The sequence below is a fragment of the Okeania sp. genome, from assembly GCF_035285525.1.
Lineage (GTDB): Bacteria > Cyanobacteriota > Cyanobacteriia > Cyanobacteriales > Microcoleaceae > Trichodesmium.
Genome location: NZ_JAYKGW010000062.1, coordinates 1 through 17,895 on the forward strand (window position 1 = coordinate 1; position 17,895 = coordinate 17,895).

The 17,895-nt window shown below is 31.9% G+C and carries 12 protein-coding genes; 7 read left to right on the forward strand and 5 right to left on the reverse strand.

Annotated elements, in window-relative coordinates:
* Positions 1–322: 322 nt before the first annotated feature.
* Complete coding sequence (locus VKJ25_RS06615; RefSeq protein WP_324235835.1) at positions 323–1,243, reverse strand: SPL family radical SAM protein; 921 nt, start codon at positions 1,241–1,243, stop codon at positions 323–325.
* A gap of 965 nt (positions 1,244–2,208) precedes the next feature.
* Here VKJ25_RS06615 and VKJ25_RS06620 point away from each other — a divergent pair.
* Positions 2,209–2,682, forward strand: a complete 474-nt coding sequence (locus VKJ25_RS06620) for a Crp/Fnr family transcriptional regulator (RefSeq protein ID WP_324235836.1) — start codon at positions 2,209–2,211, stop codon at positions 2,680–2,682.
* 295 nt (positions 2,683–2,977) lie between these two features.
* On the opposite strand, the gene VKJ25_RS06625 is transcribed toward VKJ25_RS06620, so the two are convergent.
* Together VKJ25_RS06625 and VKJ25_RS06630 are read right to left on the reverse strand one after the other, a co-directional pair.
* Positions 2,978–3,310 carry a DUF4870 domain-containing protein gene (locus tag VKJ25_RS06625; RefSeq protein WP_324235837.1) on the reverse strand — a complete coding sequence of 111 codons (333 nt, stop codon included), beginning with the start codon at positions 3,308–3,310 and terminating at the stop codon, positions 2,978–2,980.
* Positions 3,311–3,796: 486 nt separating this feature from the next.
* The gene (locus tag VKJ25_RS06630; protein ID WP_324235838.1) at positions 3,797–7,291 is read right to left on the reverse strand and encodes a PAS domain S-box protein; all 3,495 of its coding nucleotides are present in this window, start codon (positions 7,289–7,291) and stop codon (positions 3,797–3,799) included.
* 879 nt (positions 7,292–8,170) lie between these two features.
* On the opposite strand from VKJ25_RS06630, the gene prfC reads away from it, so the two are divergent.
* The 3 genes from prfC (at position 8,171) to VKJ25_RS06645 (ending at position 12,763) form a co-directional block, all read left to right on the forward strand.
* Positions 8,171–9,799, forward strand: coding sequence for a peptide chain release factor 3 (prfC, locus tag VKJ25_RS06635; protein ID WP_324235839.1), 1,629 nt, complete (start codon positions 8,171–8,173; stop codon positions 9,797–9,799).
* A 1,019-nt stretch (positions 9,800–10,818) separates the two neighbouring features.
* Entirely contained in the window at positions 10,819–11,334 is a 516-nt protein-coding gene (locus VKJ25_RS06640) for a hypothetical protein (RefSeq protein ID WP_324235840.1), read from the forward strand.
* Positions 11,335–11,491: 157 nt separating this feature from the next.
* The gene (locus tag VKJ25_RS06645; protein ID WP_324235841.1) at positions 11,492–12,763 is read left to right on the forward strand and encodes an exonuclease SbcCD subunit D; all 1,272 of its coding nucleotides are present in this window, start codon (positions 11,492–11,494) and stop codon (positions 12,761–12,763) included.
* 347 nt (positions 12,764–13,110) lie between these two features.
* Here the strand turns inward: VKJ25_RS06645 and VKJ25_RS06650 are convergent, their stop codons facing one another.
* Together VKJ25_RS06650 and VKJ25_RS06655 are read right to left on the reverse strand one after the other, a co-directional pair.
* A complete protein-coding gene (locus VKJ25_RS06650; protein WP_324235842.1) occupies positions 13,111–13,851 on the reverse strand; it encodes a response regulator transcription factor in 741 nt (246 codons plus the stop codon).
* 57 nt (positions 13,852–13,908) lie between these two features.
* The gene (locus VKJ25_RS06655; RefSeq protein WP_324235843.1) at positions 13,909–14,130 is read right to left on the reverse strand and encodes a hypothetical protein; all 222 of its coding nucleotides are present in this window, start codon (positions 14,128–14,130) and stop codon (positions 13,909–13,911) included.
* A 552-nt stretch (positions 14,131–14,682) separates the two neighbouring features.
* Between VKJ25_RS06655 and VKJ25_RS06660 the strand changes: the two genes are divergently transcribed.
* From VKJ25_RS06660 to VKJ25_RS06670, 3 genes are all read left to right on the forward strand, one after another.
* Positions 14,683–15,426: a creatininase family protein gene (locus VKJ25_RS06660; RefSeq protein WP_324235844.1), complete on the forward strand. Its 744-nt coding sequence runs from the start codon at positions 14,683–14,685 to the stop codon at positions 15,424–15,426.
* 579 nt (positions 15,427–16,005) lie between these two features.
* Entirely contained in the window at positions 16,006–17,502 is a 1,497-nt protein-coding gene (locus VKJ25_RS06665) for a DASH family cryptochrome (RefSeq protein WP_324235845.1), read from the forward strand.
* A gap of 136 nt (positions 17,503–17,638) precedes the next feature.
* Positions 17,639–17,776 (forward strand): hypothetical protein, encoded by a 138-nt coding sequence (locus tag VKJ25_RS06670; RefSeq protein ID WP_324235846.1) that lies wholly within the window; start codon positions 17,639–17,641, stop codon positions 17,774–17,776.
* The last annotated feature ends 119 nt before the right edge of the window (positions 17,777–17,895 follow it).

The window sequence follows — 17,895 nt, forward strand, 5'->3', positions numbered from 1 at the left end:
GTTCCTAGATGATAATTTCCCTGTAATTAAATTCTTAATTTCTCTATTATCTGTCATTTAAAAATTCCGGAAACTTGAGACGATCTTGATATAACCTCTCTCAAACATCTAACTTAGATTAAACGCCAAATATTCTAGAGATTTTAGTATTTGACTTGCCAGAGAATTATTTCGGAATTTCCGGTAAAAAAAATTGATAGAGCGCTAAAAAAATGTGATTTTATTACTCATAAAATTTTCGCTAAAATTATTTAGAACTTACATAAATAGAAACAGAATTTATTGCTGATAGCCGAAAGCTAATAGCTGAATGCTTCTTTAATTACTCATAAGTAAACCCAGCTTGACCTTCCTTAATTTCAACATTCCTCATAATTTTTATCAACTTATTTTTAAACAGTTGATAACTTTTAACTTCATTATTGTACCACCACTCGTACTTTTTTTTCATATCTATCGCTGTATCACGAGTGCTAGCTATAAGCGATCGCTTATGACTAGCATGAAAATTTTGAATAACAACTCTATCGACAAAATTTAACTCTCTAATGAAACTTTCTTGTTCTTCTAATAAAGTCGGCAATAAAGGAGTAATAGTAATAGAAAGCTTAGGCAAATAACCAGTTAAATCATTAATTTTAGTCTTAAATTTTTTCATCGCATTCAGTCTAGCTCTAATACTAGGTGTTTGAGGTTCAAAATCTTTTCTGACTGACTCACTACCCGTCGGAATACTCATATTAATTCGGAGATTTTTAAACCGCTGTAAAATATCAATATCTCTAGTTATCATCGGACTACGAGTTTGAATAACTAAAATTGGTTTATACTCCAACATTACCTCCAATAATCTCCGAGTTAATTGAGTTTTTGACTCTATTGGTTGATAAGGATCGGTAACACTACTCATATAAATACTAGGTAATTTATCAGAATTTCTCTTCTGCCATTTTATTAACTCTTTCTCTAAAACTTCCACAGCATTTTCCTTAATTAAAACCCATTTTCCCCAGTCATTTTGCATTTTTTCATTAGGACTAAAAGCAGCAGCATAACAATAAGTACAACCATATTGACAACCTCGATAAGGATTCAAAGTAAAGTCATAAGCTTTAATAAAACCAGTGGCTTTATTTAAAATTGATTTAGCATTTTGTCCGTAAACATCAGCACTACCAAATTTTTCACTAACCACTAATGAATTATTAGTAATTACTGTATATTGTTCATCTATAAATTCCATTTTAATCTTTTTAAATAAACTGATAAATTAATGAATATTTTCTCAAAAATTACTCCCTAATCAAATTGATTTAGCATTTTGTCCGTAGACATCAGCACTACCAAATTTTTCATTAACCACTAACGACTTATTAGTAATTACTGTATATTGTTCATCTATAAATTCCATTTTAATCTTTTAAATAAACTGATAAATTAATGATTTTTTTTTACGCTGGAGTCTGATAAATGATATATGTATTATTCATCTAGAAATTGCATTTTATCTTTCAAATAAACTGATAAATTGCTGAAGGTTTTTTTGCCAAAATAATTAATAATTAAATAATTCGCGCCTTGAAGCCTCCTCTTTTAAGGGAAAAAAATAAATCTTTTCCTTTTAGCCAATCCTCTCACTTTTAGGGAGAGGTAATTATCCATGATCCATTATCCATTAATGAAACTTGAGTCTCAAGGATAGTTCAGAGAAAATATCCAGTTCTATCACTGATGATAAATATTTGATAAATTATGTAAATAAACACTGATAACTGATAGCTGATAACTGATATTTGGTCAAAACTATAGCAGTCAGTTGTAATTTGTGAAAAGAGAATATAAATGTTATTATCATTATATTAAACTTGGTTCATGCAGGAGTTTTTATATTTCATTCCTGATTGCTATAGTAAGATGGTGTAAGCTAAAGAAGTTAAATTAGCTATCTTTATCACCTAAAATATTATCTAAGCATTCAGCTATCAGCAGTCAGCTATCAGCAAAGATATCTTGTATTTAAGGACATAATTTCAAGTGAACTTGCTTTTGTAGTAAGATTTTTATGACTCAATTAATAAAGCTTTTATCAGGGACTAAAACCAATAGCTGAGAGCTTATAGCTCTGACAATATTATTAACTATTACAATTTGCTGATTCAAGGTGATTATTAAATTTGTTTATTTATTAAGGATAAAGGTGTCAAAATTATGCTTACAAGTGTAGAACGTCTTTTATTTATCAGAGCAGTGCCAATTTTTAGAGAATTAAGAGATGATTTTCTAGTACGTTTAGCTTCTGTAATGGACGAATTATCTTTCCCTACTAACCATACTATTTTTACTGAAGGAAAAGAGGGAAGGTCTCTTTATGTTGTAGTATCTGGTAGAGTTAAAGTTCATTTAGAACACCGTGAGTTAGCAAGGTTACAACAAGGAGCTTGTTTTGGTGAAATGTCTTTGTTTGATGCTGAACCTCGTTCTGCTTCTGTTACTACTTTAGAAAATTGTGAATGTTTAATGTTAACTCAAATGCAGCTTTATGATGCAATTGATGAAACACCAGAAATTGCTATTAATATTATTCGTCTATTGTCTCGTCGTATTCGCGAGCTTAATCAAAAGATTAATGCTAGAGAAAATAGTGCTTCTTCTAATAGTAATAAAATACCTGAACTGCGTTAGAAATATACCAAAATATAGCAGATTGGTTTTGCAGTAGACAAAACCAATGTTGCTTAATCTTATACCAATTCAGTTATTAGTTATCAGTACCTCAAGTCTGAAGTAAAAGGCTTTAAATACTGAAGTTTATTTTTTTCATTCCCTGGAAAAAGGTAGGGAGAACTTATTTTTTGATCGTTAAATAATTTGCTGAAATTACTGTTACTTTCAAAAAAAATAAGCCTATAAAATCTTCAGGGATAACTTTTAAATTTAGTGAAATGGTATTTGCTAAGTATTAATTCAAAAAAAGTCACTAAACTAAGCGAAAAATAAATGGATAACGGTAAGATTTATCCGGATTACTCGTTACATTTAGAATAGCAATAATTGGCATAACAAAATTAACAATTCCTAGCAAAATTAATAAAGGAAAGCCAATTAAAAGCCAAGTTAATGCACCAAATATAATACCGTAGATATAAATATTAATGTGAAAGTTTAGAGATTCTTTAGCATTATCCTTTATAACAGAGTCTTCAGTTATAAATAGGATAGCTATTGGTACACCTACAGACATAATAGTTACACTAAAAAAAATTGCTCCGTGGCATAAAGCTGAGAGAATTTTTCTTTTGCCAGTATCCATGAAATTTTCCTCCTGATTTAAACTAGAGTAACCATTCAGCTATCAGTTATTAGCTATCAGCTAGAAGAGGAATTAGTCTTCAAGGAGAATTAAAAGTCCAATACGAAAAAGATCGTCAACTAAATTTAGTAAGTTATTACTTTCATGTATTTTTTGGCGCAGAATAATCCAGGAAAAGCTGAAAGCTGACTGCTAATAGCCGAATGCTTACAAATATATATCTATATTTTTCAATTATACAATAATCATTATAGCTGTAGGGAGTAGTTAATAGTCAGGAGTCATCGGAGCTATAGAAGAATTAATTGGAAAAATTAAGAGATAATTTTTCTGCCCTACGGAGCCTTTTACTCTAACTTTTTTCACCTTTTCGATCTAAAATATGGTACTTTTTTCCAACAAACAAGTTGCTAAAACCATTAGTATTTCAATGCTTTTAGATTTATTCAGCCAGCCCTAATTAAAGATTTTTTTTATTATTAATTATTAATTATTTAAGGTTTTTTGGAGAATAGGAATTTCAATAATAAATTTAGTTCCTTGTCCTACTGTAGAAATACAATTTAATTTACCTTGATGTTTTTCCACAATAATTTGATAACTAATAGATAATCCTAAACCAGTACCAGTACCGATAGGTTTCGTAGTAAAAAAGGGGTCAAATATTTTTTTACGAACTGTTTCTGTCATCCCCATACCATTATCTGCAATTATAATTCTAACTTGTTCAGATGATATAACTTTTGTACTAATTGTAATAATAGGCAAATCTTCTGAAATATTAGAACTTTGATTGGTCTCAGTGGGGTAGAAATTTTTACTTCGTTTTTCTGCTAAAGCGTCAATAGCATTAGAAATAATATTCATAAATACTTGATTTATCTGACTAACGTAACATTCTACTTTAGGTAAACAATTATAATTTTTAATTACTTGAATTTCTTTTTCCTTGAGTTTCTGTTTGAGTTTATTTTGTAAGATGAGAAGAGTGCTTTCTATTCCTTCATGGATATCTACAGATTTTACTTCAGACTCATCTAAACGAGAGAAATTTCTTAAAGATAAAACTATATCAACAATACGCTTCGTTCCTATTTTCATAGAATTTAAAGTTTTCGGTAAATCTTCAATCAAAAACTCTAATTCTATACTTTCTATTTCCTCTTGAATAACTGTAGGTGGATGAGGATAATTTTCCTGATAAAGATGAATTAAATTAAGTAAGTCTTCCGTATACTGATTAAGATAAGTAATATTACCAGAAATAAAGTTAATAGGATTATTAATTTCATGGGCAATACCAGCAACCATTTGTCCTAAAGAAGACATTTTTTCAGTTTGAATAAGTTGTGTTTGAGCTTGTTGGAGTTTCTGCAAAGCTTCAGATAATTCCATAGCTCTTGCTTTAGCTTGAAAAGCAGTTTCACGACTTTTATGATATAGTTCAGCTTGGTCAATAGCGATCGCTAATTGATCTGTTACTGCTTTTAAAAGTTTTACTTCTCTATCATCCCATTTATGAACAGAGGTATGATTAGCACAAAATAAAATTCCTATTTTGCCTGACTGAGTTTTAATTGGTATAGACACCAAAGAAATTATACCAAAACTACCTATAAAATCTTGCATTTTTCTATCATTAACTAGACTAATATCATCTACCTGAATAATTTCTAATTGCAAAAATTTTAAAGCCCAAGACCCTACCTGTTCTTTAGTATATTCACCAACTAAGCTAGGTAAAAATTCTGCTTTTGACTCATTAACAATTTCCCAAATATTGAGATTATTATTATTAGTTTTTTCAGTATTTAGACTATCAGTTAAACGATGCCAAATAAAATGACAACGATCTATTTTTAAGATAGTCCGAACTTCATAAACTGTAGTAGCTAAAATTGTATCAATATCAAGAGAATGACGAATTTGAATTGCCAAATGATTAAGTAATTCTTCATAACGAGCAATTAGTCGAAATTGAGCCTCTGATGCTTGAAGTTGTTGTTGAGCTTGCTTACTTTCTGTAATATCTAATCCTAAATACATTAAACCAATAACTTTATTATCATCATCTTTAATTTTGACTTTAATTAATTCTATATTATGCTCTTTGCCATCTATAAAAGTAAAAATTTCTTCACTGCGACATGGTAAATTATACCTCCAACAACCAGCATCATATTTCTGAAAAATTTCCGCTTCTTTGTGTGGAAAAAGTTGATAATATTTTTCAACTTCCAAAAATCTTGACTCAGGAATGCCAAGATTTTCACAGAATGTCTTGTTAACAAACTGAACTTTACCATCAACATTAGTCATCCAAATCCAAATAGGTGAATTATCAAGAATTGCTCTTAAAGTTTTTTGTTGCTGGTCTAATTTTTCCTGTGCTGCAATACGTTCAGTAATATCTTCATAACTGCCAAGAATACCAATTACTTCACCATTTTGATTATGAATAGGAACTTTACTTGTTTGTAACCATCTTTGTTGACCTTGAGTAGTTAATTGAGGTTCTATTATTTGATATCTAGGAGTATTAGATTCTATAACTTCACGATCTATTCTGCGATAATGTTCAAAATATTCTTGATTTCCGGGTAAATCATAATCATTTTTACCAACTATTTCTGCTGGTGATTTAAAACCAGCTTTATTCGCAAAACTATAATTACATCCCTGATATACTAAGTCTTTATTTTTCCAAAATATTGATTGAGGAATATTATTAATAATTAATTGCAGTTTTTGTTCAGATAATTGTAGTTCTAATTGTGCTTGTACCCAGTCTGTCACATCTAAAACTAGAGATAATATCGAAATTAAATTACTTTTTTCGTCGAAAAAAGCCGAGTTATACCATTCACAATTTATTACTTTTCCTTCTTTGGTATAGTTACGATTATAGGAAATATTTCTAGGTACATTTCCTTGTCGGAGTTGCTGCATTATACTGTTAACTTTTTCTAAATCTTCAGGGTATATAAATTCCCAATCATTTGCATGAATACCTAATATTTCTTCTGCTTGCCAACCAAAGATTTTTTCTGCTTGTTGTGACCAACGTTGTACTTTAAATTCACTATTCCATTCAATTACTCCTAGTGGAGTATTTTCTACATGAAAGTTCAATTTTTGGAGAGCATTTTTTAATTTGTTTTCTGCTTCTACTTCTTCAGTAATATCGCTAATAATTGCAGTTAATATAGTTTCATTCTTTAACTCTAATTTAGAAATAGAAGATGCTATGGGAAATTGAGTACCATCTTTCCGCAACCCCCAAGCTTGGTGACGACTCGCCATAGGACGGGAAACTACAGTTCCACTACTAAATTGACGTAGATAGTGTTGATGATTTGTTTTGTATCTTTCTGGTAATAGCAAATTTAATGACTTTCCTAAAACTTCATTTACTTGATATCCAAATATTCTTTCTGCTCCTTGATTAAACATAGAAATATTTTGATTTTCATCCACCGAAATAATAGCATCTTTAGCAATTTCTAAAATTCCACCTAAACGTTTTTCTGATTCTTGTAAAGCTGTTTGTATTTGTTGACGTTCTACAATTTCTGCTTTTAACTTCTCGTTAATTTCTTTTAGTTGTGCAGGACTGGAAAGTGCTAATAATTTAGGAATTAATGGTATTAAATTTCCGGCTGTCAATAAAGATATTATTGCTGTAATTCCTTTAATTAAACCTGATAACCAATAGATAGGATACCAGAGAGTCCAAACTTCCATTAAATGAGTCAATCCACAAGCAATAATAAATGCACTAAACAATACAAATATTTCTGGATAAGGTAAATCTTTTCGCTGATTAATGAAATAAATTAAGGCAATAGGAATTGAAAAGTAAGCTAATGCAATTAATGAGTCTGACAATATATGTAGCCATACTAATTCAGGTTGCCAAAGATAACAATGTCCGTGAGGAATAAAATTTCCTGTACTCCAAATTTTTGATAAAAAATTCATAGGCTTTTATTTTGTTAATAGACATTATAAAAAGTCAGCATTCAGCAGTCAGCTATTAGCTATCAGAAGAGTGTTTTTAGTAAGCCATCAAAACTTTTTTATTATCAAATGAAAGTCAGCATTCAGCAGTCAGCTATTCCTTTTAGTTTGATATAAAAGCTTGATGATACGGTTCCCGAAAAATCAGAAATTTTTCTGACTACAAAATTCAGCTTTTCAGTCTATATTCGTTTAAATTTCCTCATTAGGATTGATTTTTTTCTTGCTGAATGCTTACAAATGAAATCACTACAAAAGCCAGTTTTTAGGTCTATATTCGTTTAAATATTCTCCTTAAGCTTGAGGTTTTTATTGCTAATAACTGACTGCTTACTATCAAACTTCAAATTTTCAACTATTTGTTTTGCATAATTTTGCACTTTTCATATTGTCAAAGTATTGATTTTATTTTTATGTATCTATTAGTATAGCAATTATTATACTTGTGAGGTACAAAATTCAAAAACTTTTAGGGAACAAAAAAATCCTTAACTAGAACACATGATTGAAACTATGTAAGCATTCAGCAGTCAGCTATAAGCCATCAGGTAATCTCCTATCTAGGAGCCGAAAACAGCTATTGTTCCTAGTTTTAGATAACAGTATTAGTATTATTAATTGATGGCAATATCTTGCGACACTAACCCAGGCTTTATTGCTGATATCTAACAGCTAATAGCTGAATGCTTCTTATGAAACTATTACCTGTTCCCTCCATACCTGTTCCCCGTTCCCTATTCCTGAAAAGCAACTAAATTTTTAACAGGAATCAAATAGGATTGCTATAGATAAATGTATAATATGATAAATTGTTATAAATTCTAGAAGTTAAGTTAACTTATGTCCATTGAAATAGAAACAGAATTGCAAACAGCAGTAGATAAACGACGTAATTTTGCAATTATTTCTCACCCTGATGCTGGTAAAACTACCCTTACAGAAAAACTATTATTGTACGGAGGTGCTATTCAAGAAGCTGGAGCAGTAAAAGCCAAAAGAGCGCAACGTCATGCCACCTCCGACTGGATGGAAATGGAACAACAAAGAGGTATTTCTATTACTTCTACAGTTCTCCAATTTGAGTATCAAAACTGTCAAATAAACCTCCTAGATACTCCCGGTCACCAAGATTTTAGTGAAGATACATATAGAACATTAGCAGCAGCAGATAATGCTGTAATGTTAGAAGATGCAGCTAAAGGTTTAGAACCTCAAACTCGCAAATTATTTGAAGTTTGTAAAATGCGAAAATTACCCATTTTTACCTTTATAAATAAAATGGATAGACCAGGGAGAGAACCTTTAGAATTATTAGATGAAATTGAACAGGAATTAGGTTTAAAAACCTATCCTGTAAATTGGCCGATAGGTATGGGCGATCGCTTTAAAGGAGTATTTGATAGAAGAAAAAAACAAATTCACTTATTTGAAAGAAGTATTCATGGGAGTAAAACAGCAACAAATACAGTAGTAAATTTAGGTGATCCTCAAATAGAAGAACTATTAGAAGAAGACCTTTATTATCAACTCAAAGAAGATATAGAATTGTTAGATGAATTAGGTGAAGAGTTAGATTTGGAAAAGATACATAATGGAGAAATGACACCTGTATTTTTTGGTAGTGCTATGACTAATTTTGGGGTGCAATTATTCTTAGATGCTTTCTTAGAATATGCTCTAAAACCAGGTACTCATAAAAGTACAGTTGGGGAAATTTCTCCTACTTATGAAAACTTCACTGGATTTGTGTTTAAATTGCAAGCTAATATGGATCCAAAACATCGAGATAGAGTGGCTTTTATCAGAGTTTGCACAGGAAAATTTGAAAAAGACATGACAGTTAGTCATGCTAGAACAGGTAAAACAGTACGATTATCTCGTCCGCAAAAGTTATTTGCTCAAGACAGAGAATCTATTGATGATGCCTATCCTGGTGACATAATTGGTTTAAATAATCCTGGAGTTTTTGCCATAGGAGATACTATTTATAATGGTAAGAAATTAGAGTATGAAGGTATCCCTTGTTTTTCACCAGAAATATTTGCTTATTTAAGAAATCCTAATCCTTCTAAATTTAAACAATTTCGTAAAGGAGTTAATGAATTAAGAGAAGAGGGGGCGGTGCAAATTATGTACTCAGCAGATGAGACAAAAAGAGACCCTATTTTGGCTGCTGTTGGGCAATTACAAATGGAAGTTGTTCAGTTTAGATTGCAGAATGAATATGGAGTAGAAACTAGATTAGAAATGTTACCTTTTAGTGTGGCACGTTGGGTAGATGGTGGTTGGGAAATACTGGAAAAAGTGGGTAGATTATTTAATACTGTAGCGGTAAAAGATAGCTGGGGAAGACCTGTTTTGTTATTTAGAAATGAATGGAATTGTCAACAGGTAGAATCTGAACATTCAGAGTTAAAATTGAATAATACTGCCCCTGTTGTTTCTGGTCAAGAACCAGAATCTTTGTAAAAGAAGGAACAAGGAATAAGGAAGAAGGAAAGGCTTTTTCAACTTTACTTTGAGCTTTTACTTTTCTCTGGAAAAAGGAGGAAGTAATCAGGAAGAAGTAAAAGCTTTTTCAAGTTTACTTTTAACTTTTATCTTTTCCCAGGAAAAAGGAGGAAGGCTTTAGTTATCTAGGAGAGAACAAAAAAAGTAAAGACTTTTTCAACTTTACTTTGAGCTTTTATTTTTGATCAGGAAAAAGTTAGTTATCTAGAAGAGTTTAGTAGTGACGCGTCAAGCTTGAAATAGTGTTTTAGGAAAATCCTAAAAGGCTGATTTTTCAAAGCTTGACATCAAAAATCTATTCTACCATTTTAAGCTTGACACACTGGTAGTGGACTGTTTCATCTAAAATAGTGCATATGGTAGGGGCGGGTTTATGCGGCAATTTTGATACTACTCTAATATTTATACAAACCCGCCCCTGAGACGGTGGCTTATACTTATATCACTGGGGGCGGGTTGATCTAACGAGCTATAGAAAACTCGTTGTAGGGACGCCCTTATGCAACGTCCCTACGGTGAAACCCGCCCCTACGGCGTCTTACTAATGCACTATTTTAGGCGAAACAATCCAGTAGGGTGTGTTATGCTTCCCTAACACACCGAAGCATTCTGCAGAAGGGTTTCGTTAATAGGGGGTTTCAGCTACTATTACACAACAGTTTCATTAATACAGAAATTACGGAAAGGTACTATTTATAGAGTTAAAAAACTATTGCGCAATAGTTTTAGACGCTACATATAGCGTCTCTGCGTAAGTCCTATAATCATCAACTTCTTGTCAGGCGATCGCCATCCTAGCACTTTATCTAAAATCTAAAAACTATTGTACAACAGTTTCATTAATAGTCAACTTAGTAGATAATTAGAGCTACCTAGACAGTTTATCGAAACTCGAAAAACTGTTGTACAACAGATGAATTAGTCATCAATTCAAATCAAACCTTATGATTTATTTCTAACCATTAATTCACTAAATTATGATTAGTAAAATAGTATTAGCTGTATCTACATTACAAATTCTCATACATACTAAAAATTCAATAATTACTATTCCTTTTACTACATCTATTAAACCTAATATCTTGGTTCAACAAGAGACACCAGAAAATTTAGCAGCCCAAGCATTATATTACGCAGAAAATGCTTCGACTTTTAATAACTATCCTGAATATAAAAGACAATTGAAAAAGGCTAAAAAATTAATATTAGCACTACCAAAATCTGAGGTTAAAAAGAAGTTAAAATCCGCTTTAGATATTCATCTTGTTGTTGAAGATTTACCTGATTGTGACGATAATGAGCCAGACTTAGAAATACAAAATGAGTGTACTCAGAAAAAACTATCAAAAATCACCGATATTTCACCTTTTGCTGCTCAAACAGTTACACAATTAGAAGAAGAACTTCCCGTTGACATTAGTTTTATCAGAATACGACCAAGATTAATACAAGACGCCATAAATTGGCGTAAATCTGTATTACCTGAAATTTAAAACAAAGTAAGAAGTAAGAAGTAAGAAGAAAAGTCTAAATTTTCCAACTTTACTTTGAATTTTCAAATTCTACAGCAATTTCCGATTTTTTAAAACCTTAATCCGTATGTCCGTGGCAAAAATCCGTGTGTTGCTTTACCTACTCCCTAATAAAAAAATGATTAAAATTCTCCATCTTTCAGACATACATATTGGCAGTGGTTTTTCCCACGGACGTATCAATCCAGAAACAGGTTTAAACACTCGCCTCGAAGACTTTATTTCTAGTCTCAAACTTTGTATAGATAAAGCAATTTCCGAACCAGTTGACTTAGTTTTATTCGGTGGAGATGCTTTCCCAGATGCCACTCCAGCACCATACATTAAACAAGCTTTTTCTGCTCAATTACGTCGTTTAGTAGATGCTCAAATTCCTACAGTATTATTAGTAGGAAATCACGACCAACATTCTCAAGGTCAAGGAGGTGCGAGTTTAGGTATTTATCGAACTTTAGGAGTACCTGGAGTTGTGGTAGGCGATCGCTTAGAAACTCATAAAGTTTATACTCAAAATGGGGCTATTCAAATTATTACTTTGCCTTGGTTAACTGCTTCTAATTTAATGACAAAATCAGAGACTGAAGGTAAATCTATGAGTCAGGTAAATGAGTCATTAATTGAAAAATTGCGAATAGTATTAGAATCAGAAATTAGGAAATTAAATCCAGAAATACCGACTGTACTTTTAGGTCATTTAATGGCAGATAAGGCGAGTTTAGGAGCAGAACGTTTTTTAGCAGTTGGCAAAGGTTTTAATATTCCTGTTTCTCTGTTAAATCGACCTTGTTTTGATTATGTTGCTTTAGGTCATGTTCACAAACATCAAAATTTGAATAAGTCTAATAATCCACCAATTATTTATCCGGGAAGTATTGAAAGAGTTGACTTCAGCGAGGAGAAAGAAGAGAAGGGTTTTGTTTTAATTGAATTAGAAAAAGGTCAGGTTAAATGGGAATTTTGTTCTCTACCAGTTCGAGGTTTTCAGACTATTAAAGTTAATGTCTCAGAAGCAGAAAATCCACAAACTGAGTTATTAAAAGATATTAGTAAATATCAAATAGAAAATGCAGTAGTGAGATTAATTTATCAATTACGTTCCGAACAATTAGATATGATTGATAATGGGGTTTTACATCAAGCTTTAAGTCAAGCACATACTTATACTATTCAACCAGAATTAGTTAGTCAGTTAGCCAGACCTCGTTTACCTGAATTATCAACAGATAATAGTATTGACCCTCTAGAAGCATTAAAAACTTACTTAGAAAATCGGGAAGATATTCAAGATATTCAAGAAGAAATGTTAGAAGCTGCTGCTAAATTATTAGCAATAACAGGAGATTTATCAGCAGAAAATTCTGATGTTCAGTTAAGTTTATTTAGTAAATAAGGGAATAGGGAACAGGGAACAGGGAACAGGGGATAGGGAATAGGAAATAGGAAGAAATAATTGATTCTATTTTGAGATTTTTGAAGATGTCTAAGTAGTAGGGAATAGGGAACAAGGAATAGGTAAAAGGAAGAAATAATTGATAGTTTCAGGATAATAATTAATTTTATTTTTGATTTTTGAAGATGTCTAAGTAGTAGTAGGGAACAATAAAAGAAATTAAATTCTTTTTTCTTATTTCTTCCTTCAAAAATACCTATTTCTTCCTTCAAAAATACCTAAACTCTTCCTCCTTCTTCCTTCTTCCTTCTTCCTTCTTCCTTCTTCCTTCTTCCTTCTTCCTTCCTTCACCCAAATCTATATCCAAAACCTCTCACAGTAATTACATACTCACACTTACTAGGATTTATCTCTAGTTTCTCCCGTAACCAACGAATATGCACATCAACAGTTTTACTATCCCCAATAAAATCTGGTCCCCAAACTTGTTCCAATAATTGTTCACGAGACCAAACTCTCCGTGGATAACTCATAAATAATTCCAATAGACGAAATTGTTTAGGAGAAAGTTTCACATCTTCACCTCTAACCGTTACTCGACATTCCTCCGGATAAAGTATTATCTCTTTATACTGAAGCATAACTGGTTGGGGTGATTTACCTAAATTTTGACGACGCATTAGAGCATAGCAACGAGCCATAAACTCTCGCATCCCAAAAGGTTTAGTCACATAATCATCAGCTCCAGCTTCTAAATAAAAAGCACAATTATTAGCACTACCTTTTGCCCCGAGAATCATTATTGGTATTAAATTACCTTGATGTCTTAACATCCGACATATATCTAAACCATTAGTAGAGTCAAGAATTAGTAGGTTAAAAGATTGTCTAGGTTTAGCTAATAAAGAATTTTCCAGATAGGGAATAACACTACGGACGTCTGGAGCAATAACCACTTCATAATCTTGCTCTTCTAAAGCAAGAGTTAACATATCCCGAAACAACTCTTCAGTCTCTAATAATAAAATCTTGCTATTTGTTCTGACGGCAGACTTGCAAGGAAGTTCGCTTAGTTCTTGGGAAAACATAAAATGTTGCTTTTAATAAGTTTGATGTTGAATTATTAGTTTTGCCTTACCGAGGAATTAGGCAATTGTTAATTGTGTAGCTAAATTAACTGAATTAATTCTGAACCATCCGACTGCCAAAAGCACTGGGTTTTTCTCCCATCGATACAACGCATTCTGACTATGAAGTATCACTAGAGCAACTATAGAACTAGCGGAATCTTTTCTGTTGTCTAGTTTTTTCTCCTTTCTAGAGACAGGTATTAGTTTTAGTAACCATTGCCTACTTTCATATTGCATTGTTATTTTGGATACAAAAGTTTCATGCTCTTATATTAAGACTAACTGGTTAATAAAAAGTTAAGTTTAGTTTATGAAAAGGTTAAAATCTAAAATAAATCAACTATTATAACAAATCTCTAGATTGAACAATATTTATAGTATATTAAATCTTTTAACTTAATTAAAGCATGGCTTGACCATTTTTAAGCTCTAAACACTACAAATCTATAAAAGTTATAGAGAGTAGGGAGTAGGGAGTCAATCCACTTCTAACCCCTCCTGTGCAGGGAAAGTCAAGAGTGGGAAGGAATTATAGAGAACGTACACGGTACGGTTCCCTGTTCCCTAAAAGTAGTAGGACTTTTATCCACAAATAAAATAGGATGGTTATAGTATCTATACTTAACGAAGTCAGAAGTCAGAATTTGTTTTTGTCACAGGGATTTCAGCAACGCTCCAAAAACGTTTTGCCAATTAAAGCAGGGTGGCAAGACCAAATTATTTTGATGAATTCTGTTAAGATTAAATTTTTTACTTATAGTTAAGATAAAAATTATAAAAAAGTTAGATATGTTACTACATTTAAGTACCTGGTCGGAAGTCGAAGCTTATCTAAATCAATATCAAGGAATTATCCTACCAATTGGTTCTACTGAACAGCATGGACCTACAGGATTAATTGGAACAGATGCTATTTGTGCAGAAGTCATCTCTAAGGGAGTAGGAGAAACAGTACAAGCATTAGTAGGACCGACAATTAATGTGGGAATGGCTTTGCATCATACAGGTTTCCCAGGTACTATTAGTCTGCGTCCTAGTACAATGATTCAAGTAATTCGTGACTATATAGTTAGTTTAGCTAGAGCAGGATTTACCAAATTTTTCTTTATTAATGGTCATGGAGGTAATATTGCTACTCTGAAAGCTGCCTTCTCAGAAACTTATGCTCATTTAGCTGATTTAAACATTGCTAATGCAGACCAGGTTCAGTGCAAAGTGGGAAATTGGTTTATGTGCAGCTCAGTTTACAAATTAGCCAAAGAGTTATATGGCGATCAAGAGGGTTATCATGCTACACCTAGCGAAGTAGCTTTAACTCAGTATGTTTACCCAGAAGCAATTAAACAAGCGCCACTTTCAGAAAATGTTGCTAGTGGATATTCAATATATAGTGCTGCTGATTTTCGTCGCCGATATCCCGATGGTCGTATGGGTTCTAACCCTGCATTGGCAACACCCGAACATGGTGAGCAATTTTATGAGTTAGCAGTAAAAGAATTGAGTAATTCTTATTTGGAATTTATGAATAATTAGAAGGAAGAAGGAAGAAGTAAGAAGTAAGAAGTAAAATTTTGGTTTTTCCACCAGCAAAGACCTATCCCCCAACCCCTCTCCTGCAAGGAGAGGGGAGTATTTCTCCCCCAACGCGCTTCTGGGAAGGGGGTTGGGGGGTTAGGTTTTTTATTAATTATTAATTGCATGAGGGCGGGTTTATATAAATCCTAGAGTAACCATGAAAGTTACCTCATTAATTTCATGAGGGTGGGTTTATATAAATCCTAGAGCAACCATGAAAGTTACCTATAAAACCCGCCCCTACTATGGATAATTAATAATTATCTGTTGTTAAAACTGTGAGGGAATTGAATCAAGTACAGAAATATTATTTCATTATCCATTATCCATTATTAATTATTAATTATTAATTATTAATTATTAATTGCATGAGGGCGGGTTTATATAAATCCTAGAGTAACCATGAAAGTTACCTATAAAACCCGCCCCTACTATGTATAATTAATGATTCTCTTGTTAAAACCGTTAGGGAATTGAATCAAGTACAGAAATATTATTTCATTATCCATTATTAATTATTAATTATTAATTATTAACATGACTCAAGAAACAATAATATTATGGTATCGTAACGATTTACGCATCCATGACCATGAAGCACTATATAAAGCACTCAAAACTAATGCTCAAATTATTCCCGTTTATTGCTTAGACCCAAGACAATTTAATCAAACAAGTTTTGGCTTTCCCAAAACAGGTATATTTAGAGCTAAATTTTTACTAGAAAGTATTGTTGATTTGCGTAACAATCTGCAAAAATTAGGTAGTAATTTAGTTATTTTTCCAGAGAAACCAGAAATAGTAATTCCTAGACTAGCTCAACAATTATCTGCTCAATCAGTATTTTTTCATCGAGAAGTTACTGCCGAAGAAATTAAAGTAGAAAGATTAGTTCATCAAGCATTAAAAAAAATTGGAGTTAAATTTCAATTCTTTTGGGGTCATACACTTTATCATCCCAATAATTTACCTTTTGAAATTCAACAATTACCAGAAGTATTTACCAGTTTTCGTAAAGATGTAGAGAAAAATTCTAGTGTAAATCCTACATTCTTAATTCCTGAAAAATTACCATCTTTGCCAACAGAAATTGATGTGGGAAAATTGCCTACATTATCTGATTTAAACCTAGAAATACCACCATCAGATTCACGGGGTTTTTTAGAATTTCAAGGTGGAGAAACTGCTGGTAAAGAAAGACTCAAAAATTACTTTTGGGAAGAAGACTGTTTGAAAGTTTATAAAGAAACCAGAAATGGAATGTTAGGTGCAAATTATTCTTCTAAATTTTCCCCTTGGTTAGCATTAGGATGTTTGTCACCTCGTTATATTTATGAACAAGTTCAAGAATATGAATATCAAAGAGTAAAAAATCAATCAACTTATTGGTTAATATTTGAATTAATGTGGCGAGATTATTTCCGATTTATTTGTCAAAAACATGGGAATAAAATATTTTATAAATCTGGTTTACAAGGTGTAAATATTCCTTGGCAAGAAGATTGGGAAAAATTTCAAAAATGGCAAACAGGTAAAACAGGATTTCCTCTAGTAGATGCTAATATGCGCGAACTTTTAACTACAGGTTTTATGTCAAATCGTGGTAGACAAAATGTTGCTAGTTTTCTAACTAAAAATTTAGGAATTAATTGGCAAATGGGAGCCGAATGGTTTGAATATTTACTAATAGATTATGATGTTTGTAGTAATTGGGGAAATTGGAATTATACTGCTGGAGTCGGAAATGATGCGCGAGGTTTTCGCTATTTTAATATTCCTAAACAAGCAAAAGATTATGATCCGGAAGGAAGATATGTTAAACATTGGTTGCCAGAATTAGATAAAGTTCCTGCTGCTAAAGTACATGAACCTTGGAAATTATTGCCTGTTGAACAAGATAGATTTGGTGTAAAAATAGGGGTAGATTATCCACAACCAATTGTTGATTTATGGCAGTCGGTTAAAGAGAATGAAAAAACTTTTAATAAAGCATTAAATAAGAAAGGATTCAAAGGAAAAAAAGGTAAATATTGACAACAAATCCAGAAACTCGGTTTCTTAAAGAAACCGGGTTTCTTTGCGTCTTCCCCCACCATATAATTAGCTATATTCAAGTTTCTTACTTCATTACTTTTTCCTTCTTACTTTTTCCTTAAAACTGATAACTGAAATGACTCGTAAACCATTACTTGACCGTAATCGTTCCTATACTTTCAGCAATTATTTTGAATCTGGATTTACAGTAGATGATTTAGTTACTGAATATGGAAAATTATTAACTTTTTTAATTAGGGTTGAGCCAGGGTAAGCTCATCTTAATTGGTATAAAATGTACTTGACAAAAAAAGTACAAGGGCATCAAGAGACTAAAATCTCCAAAACGCTCATGAGAATTGAGATACTCTGCTAATTAGGGAATCAGAAAAT

What these genes read in the sequence shown, in the direction of transcription:
- VKJ25_RS06615 (WP_324235835.1), bottom strand. Translation starts at nt 1,243, where the DNA reads ATGGAATTTATAGATGAACAATATACAGTAATTACTAATAATTCATTA.
- VKJ25_RS06620 (WP_324235836.1), top strand. Translation starts at nt 2,209, where the DNA reads ATGCTTACAAGTGTAGAACGTCTTTTATTTATCAGAGCAGTGCCAATT.
- VKJ25_RS06625 (WP_324235837.1), bottom strand. Translation starts at nt 3,310, where the DNA reads ATGGATACTGGCAAAAGAAAAATTCTCTCAGCTTTATGCCACGGAGCA.
- VKJ25_RS06630 (WP_324235838.1), bottom strand. Translation starts at nt 7,291, where the DNA reads ATGAATTTTTTATCAAAAATTTGGAGTACAGGAAATTTTATTCCTCAC.
- prfC (WP_324235839.1), top strand. Translation starts at nt 8,171, where the DNA reads ATGTCCATTGAAATAGAAACAGAATTGCAAACAGCAGTAGATAAACGA.
- VKJ25_RS06640 (WP_324235840.1), top strand. Translation starts at nt 10,819, where the DNA reads ATGATTAGTAAAATAGTATTAGCTGTATCTACATTACAAATTCTCATA.
- VKJ25_RS06645 (WP_324235841.1), top strand. Translation starts at nt 11,492, where the DNA reads ATGATTAAAATTCTCCATCTTTCAGACATACATATTGGCAGTGGTTTT.
- VKJ25_RS06650 (WP_324235842.1), bottom strand. Translation starts at nt 13,851, where the DNA reads ATGTTTTCCCAAGAACTAAGCGAACTTCCTTGCAAGTCTGCCGTCAGA.
- VKJ25_RS06655 (WP_324235843.1), bottom strand. Translation starts at nt 14,130, where the DNA reads ATGCAATATGAAAGTAGGCAATGGTTACTAAAACTAATACCTGTCTCT.
- VKJ25_RS06660 (WP_324235844.1), top strand. Translation starts at nt 14,683, where the DNA reads ATGTTACTACATTTAAGTACCTGGTCGGAAGTCGAAGCTTATCTAAAT.
- VKJ25_RS06665 (WP_324235845.1), top strand. Translation starts at nt 16,006, where the DNA reads ATGACTCAAGAAACAATAATATTATGGTATCGTAACGATTTACGCATC.
- VKJ25_RS06670 (WP_324235846.1), top strand. Translation starts at nt 17,639, where the DNA reads ATGACTCGTAAACCATTACTTGACCGTAATCGTTCCTATACTTTCAGC.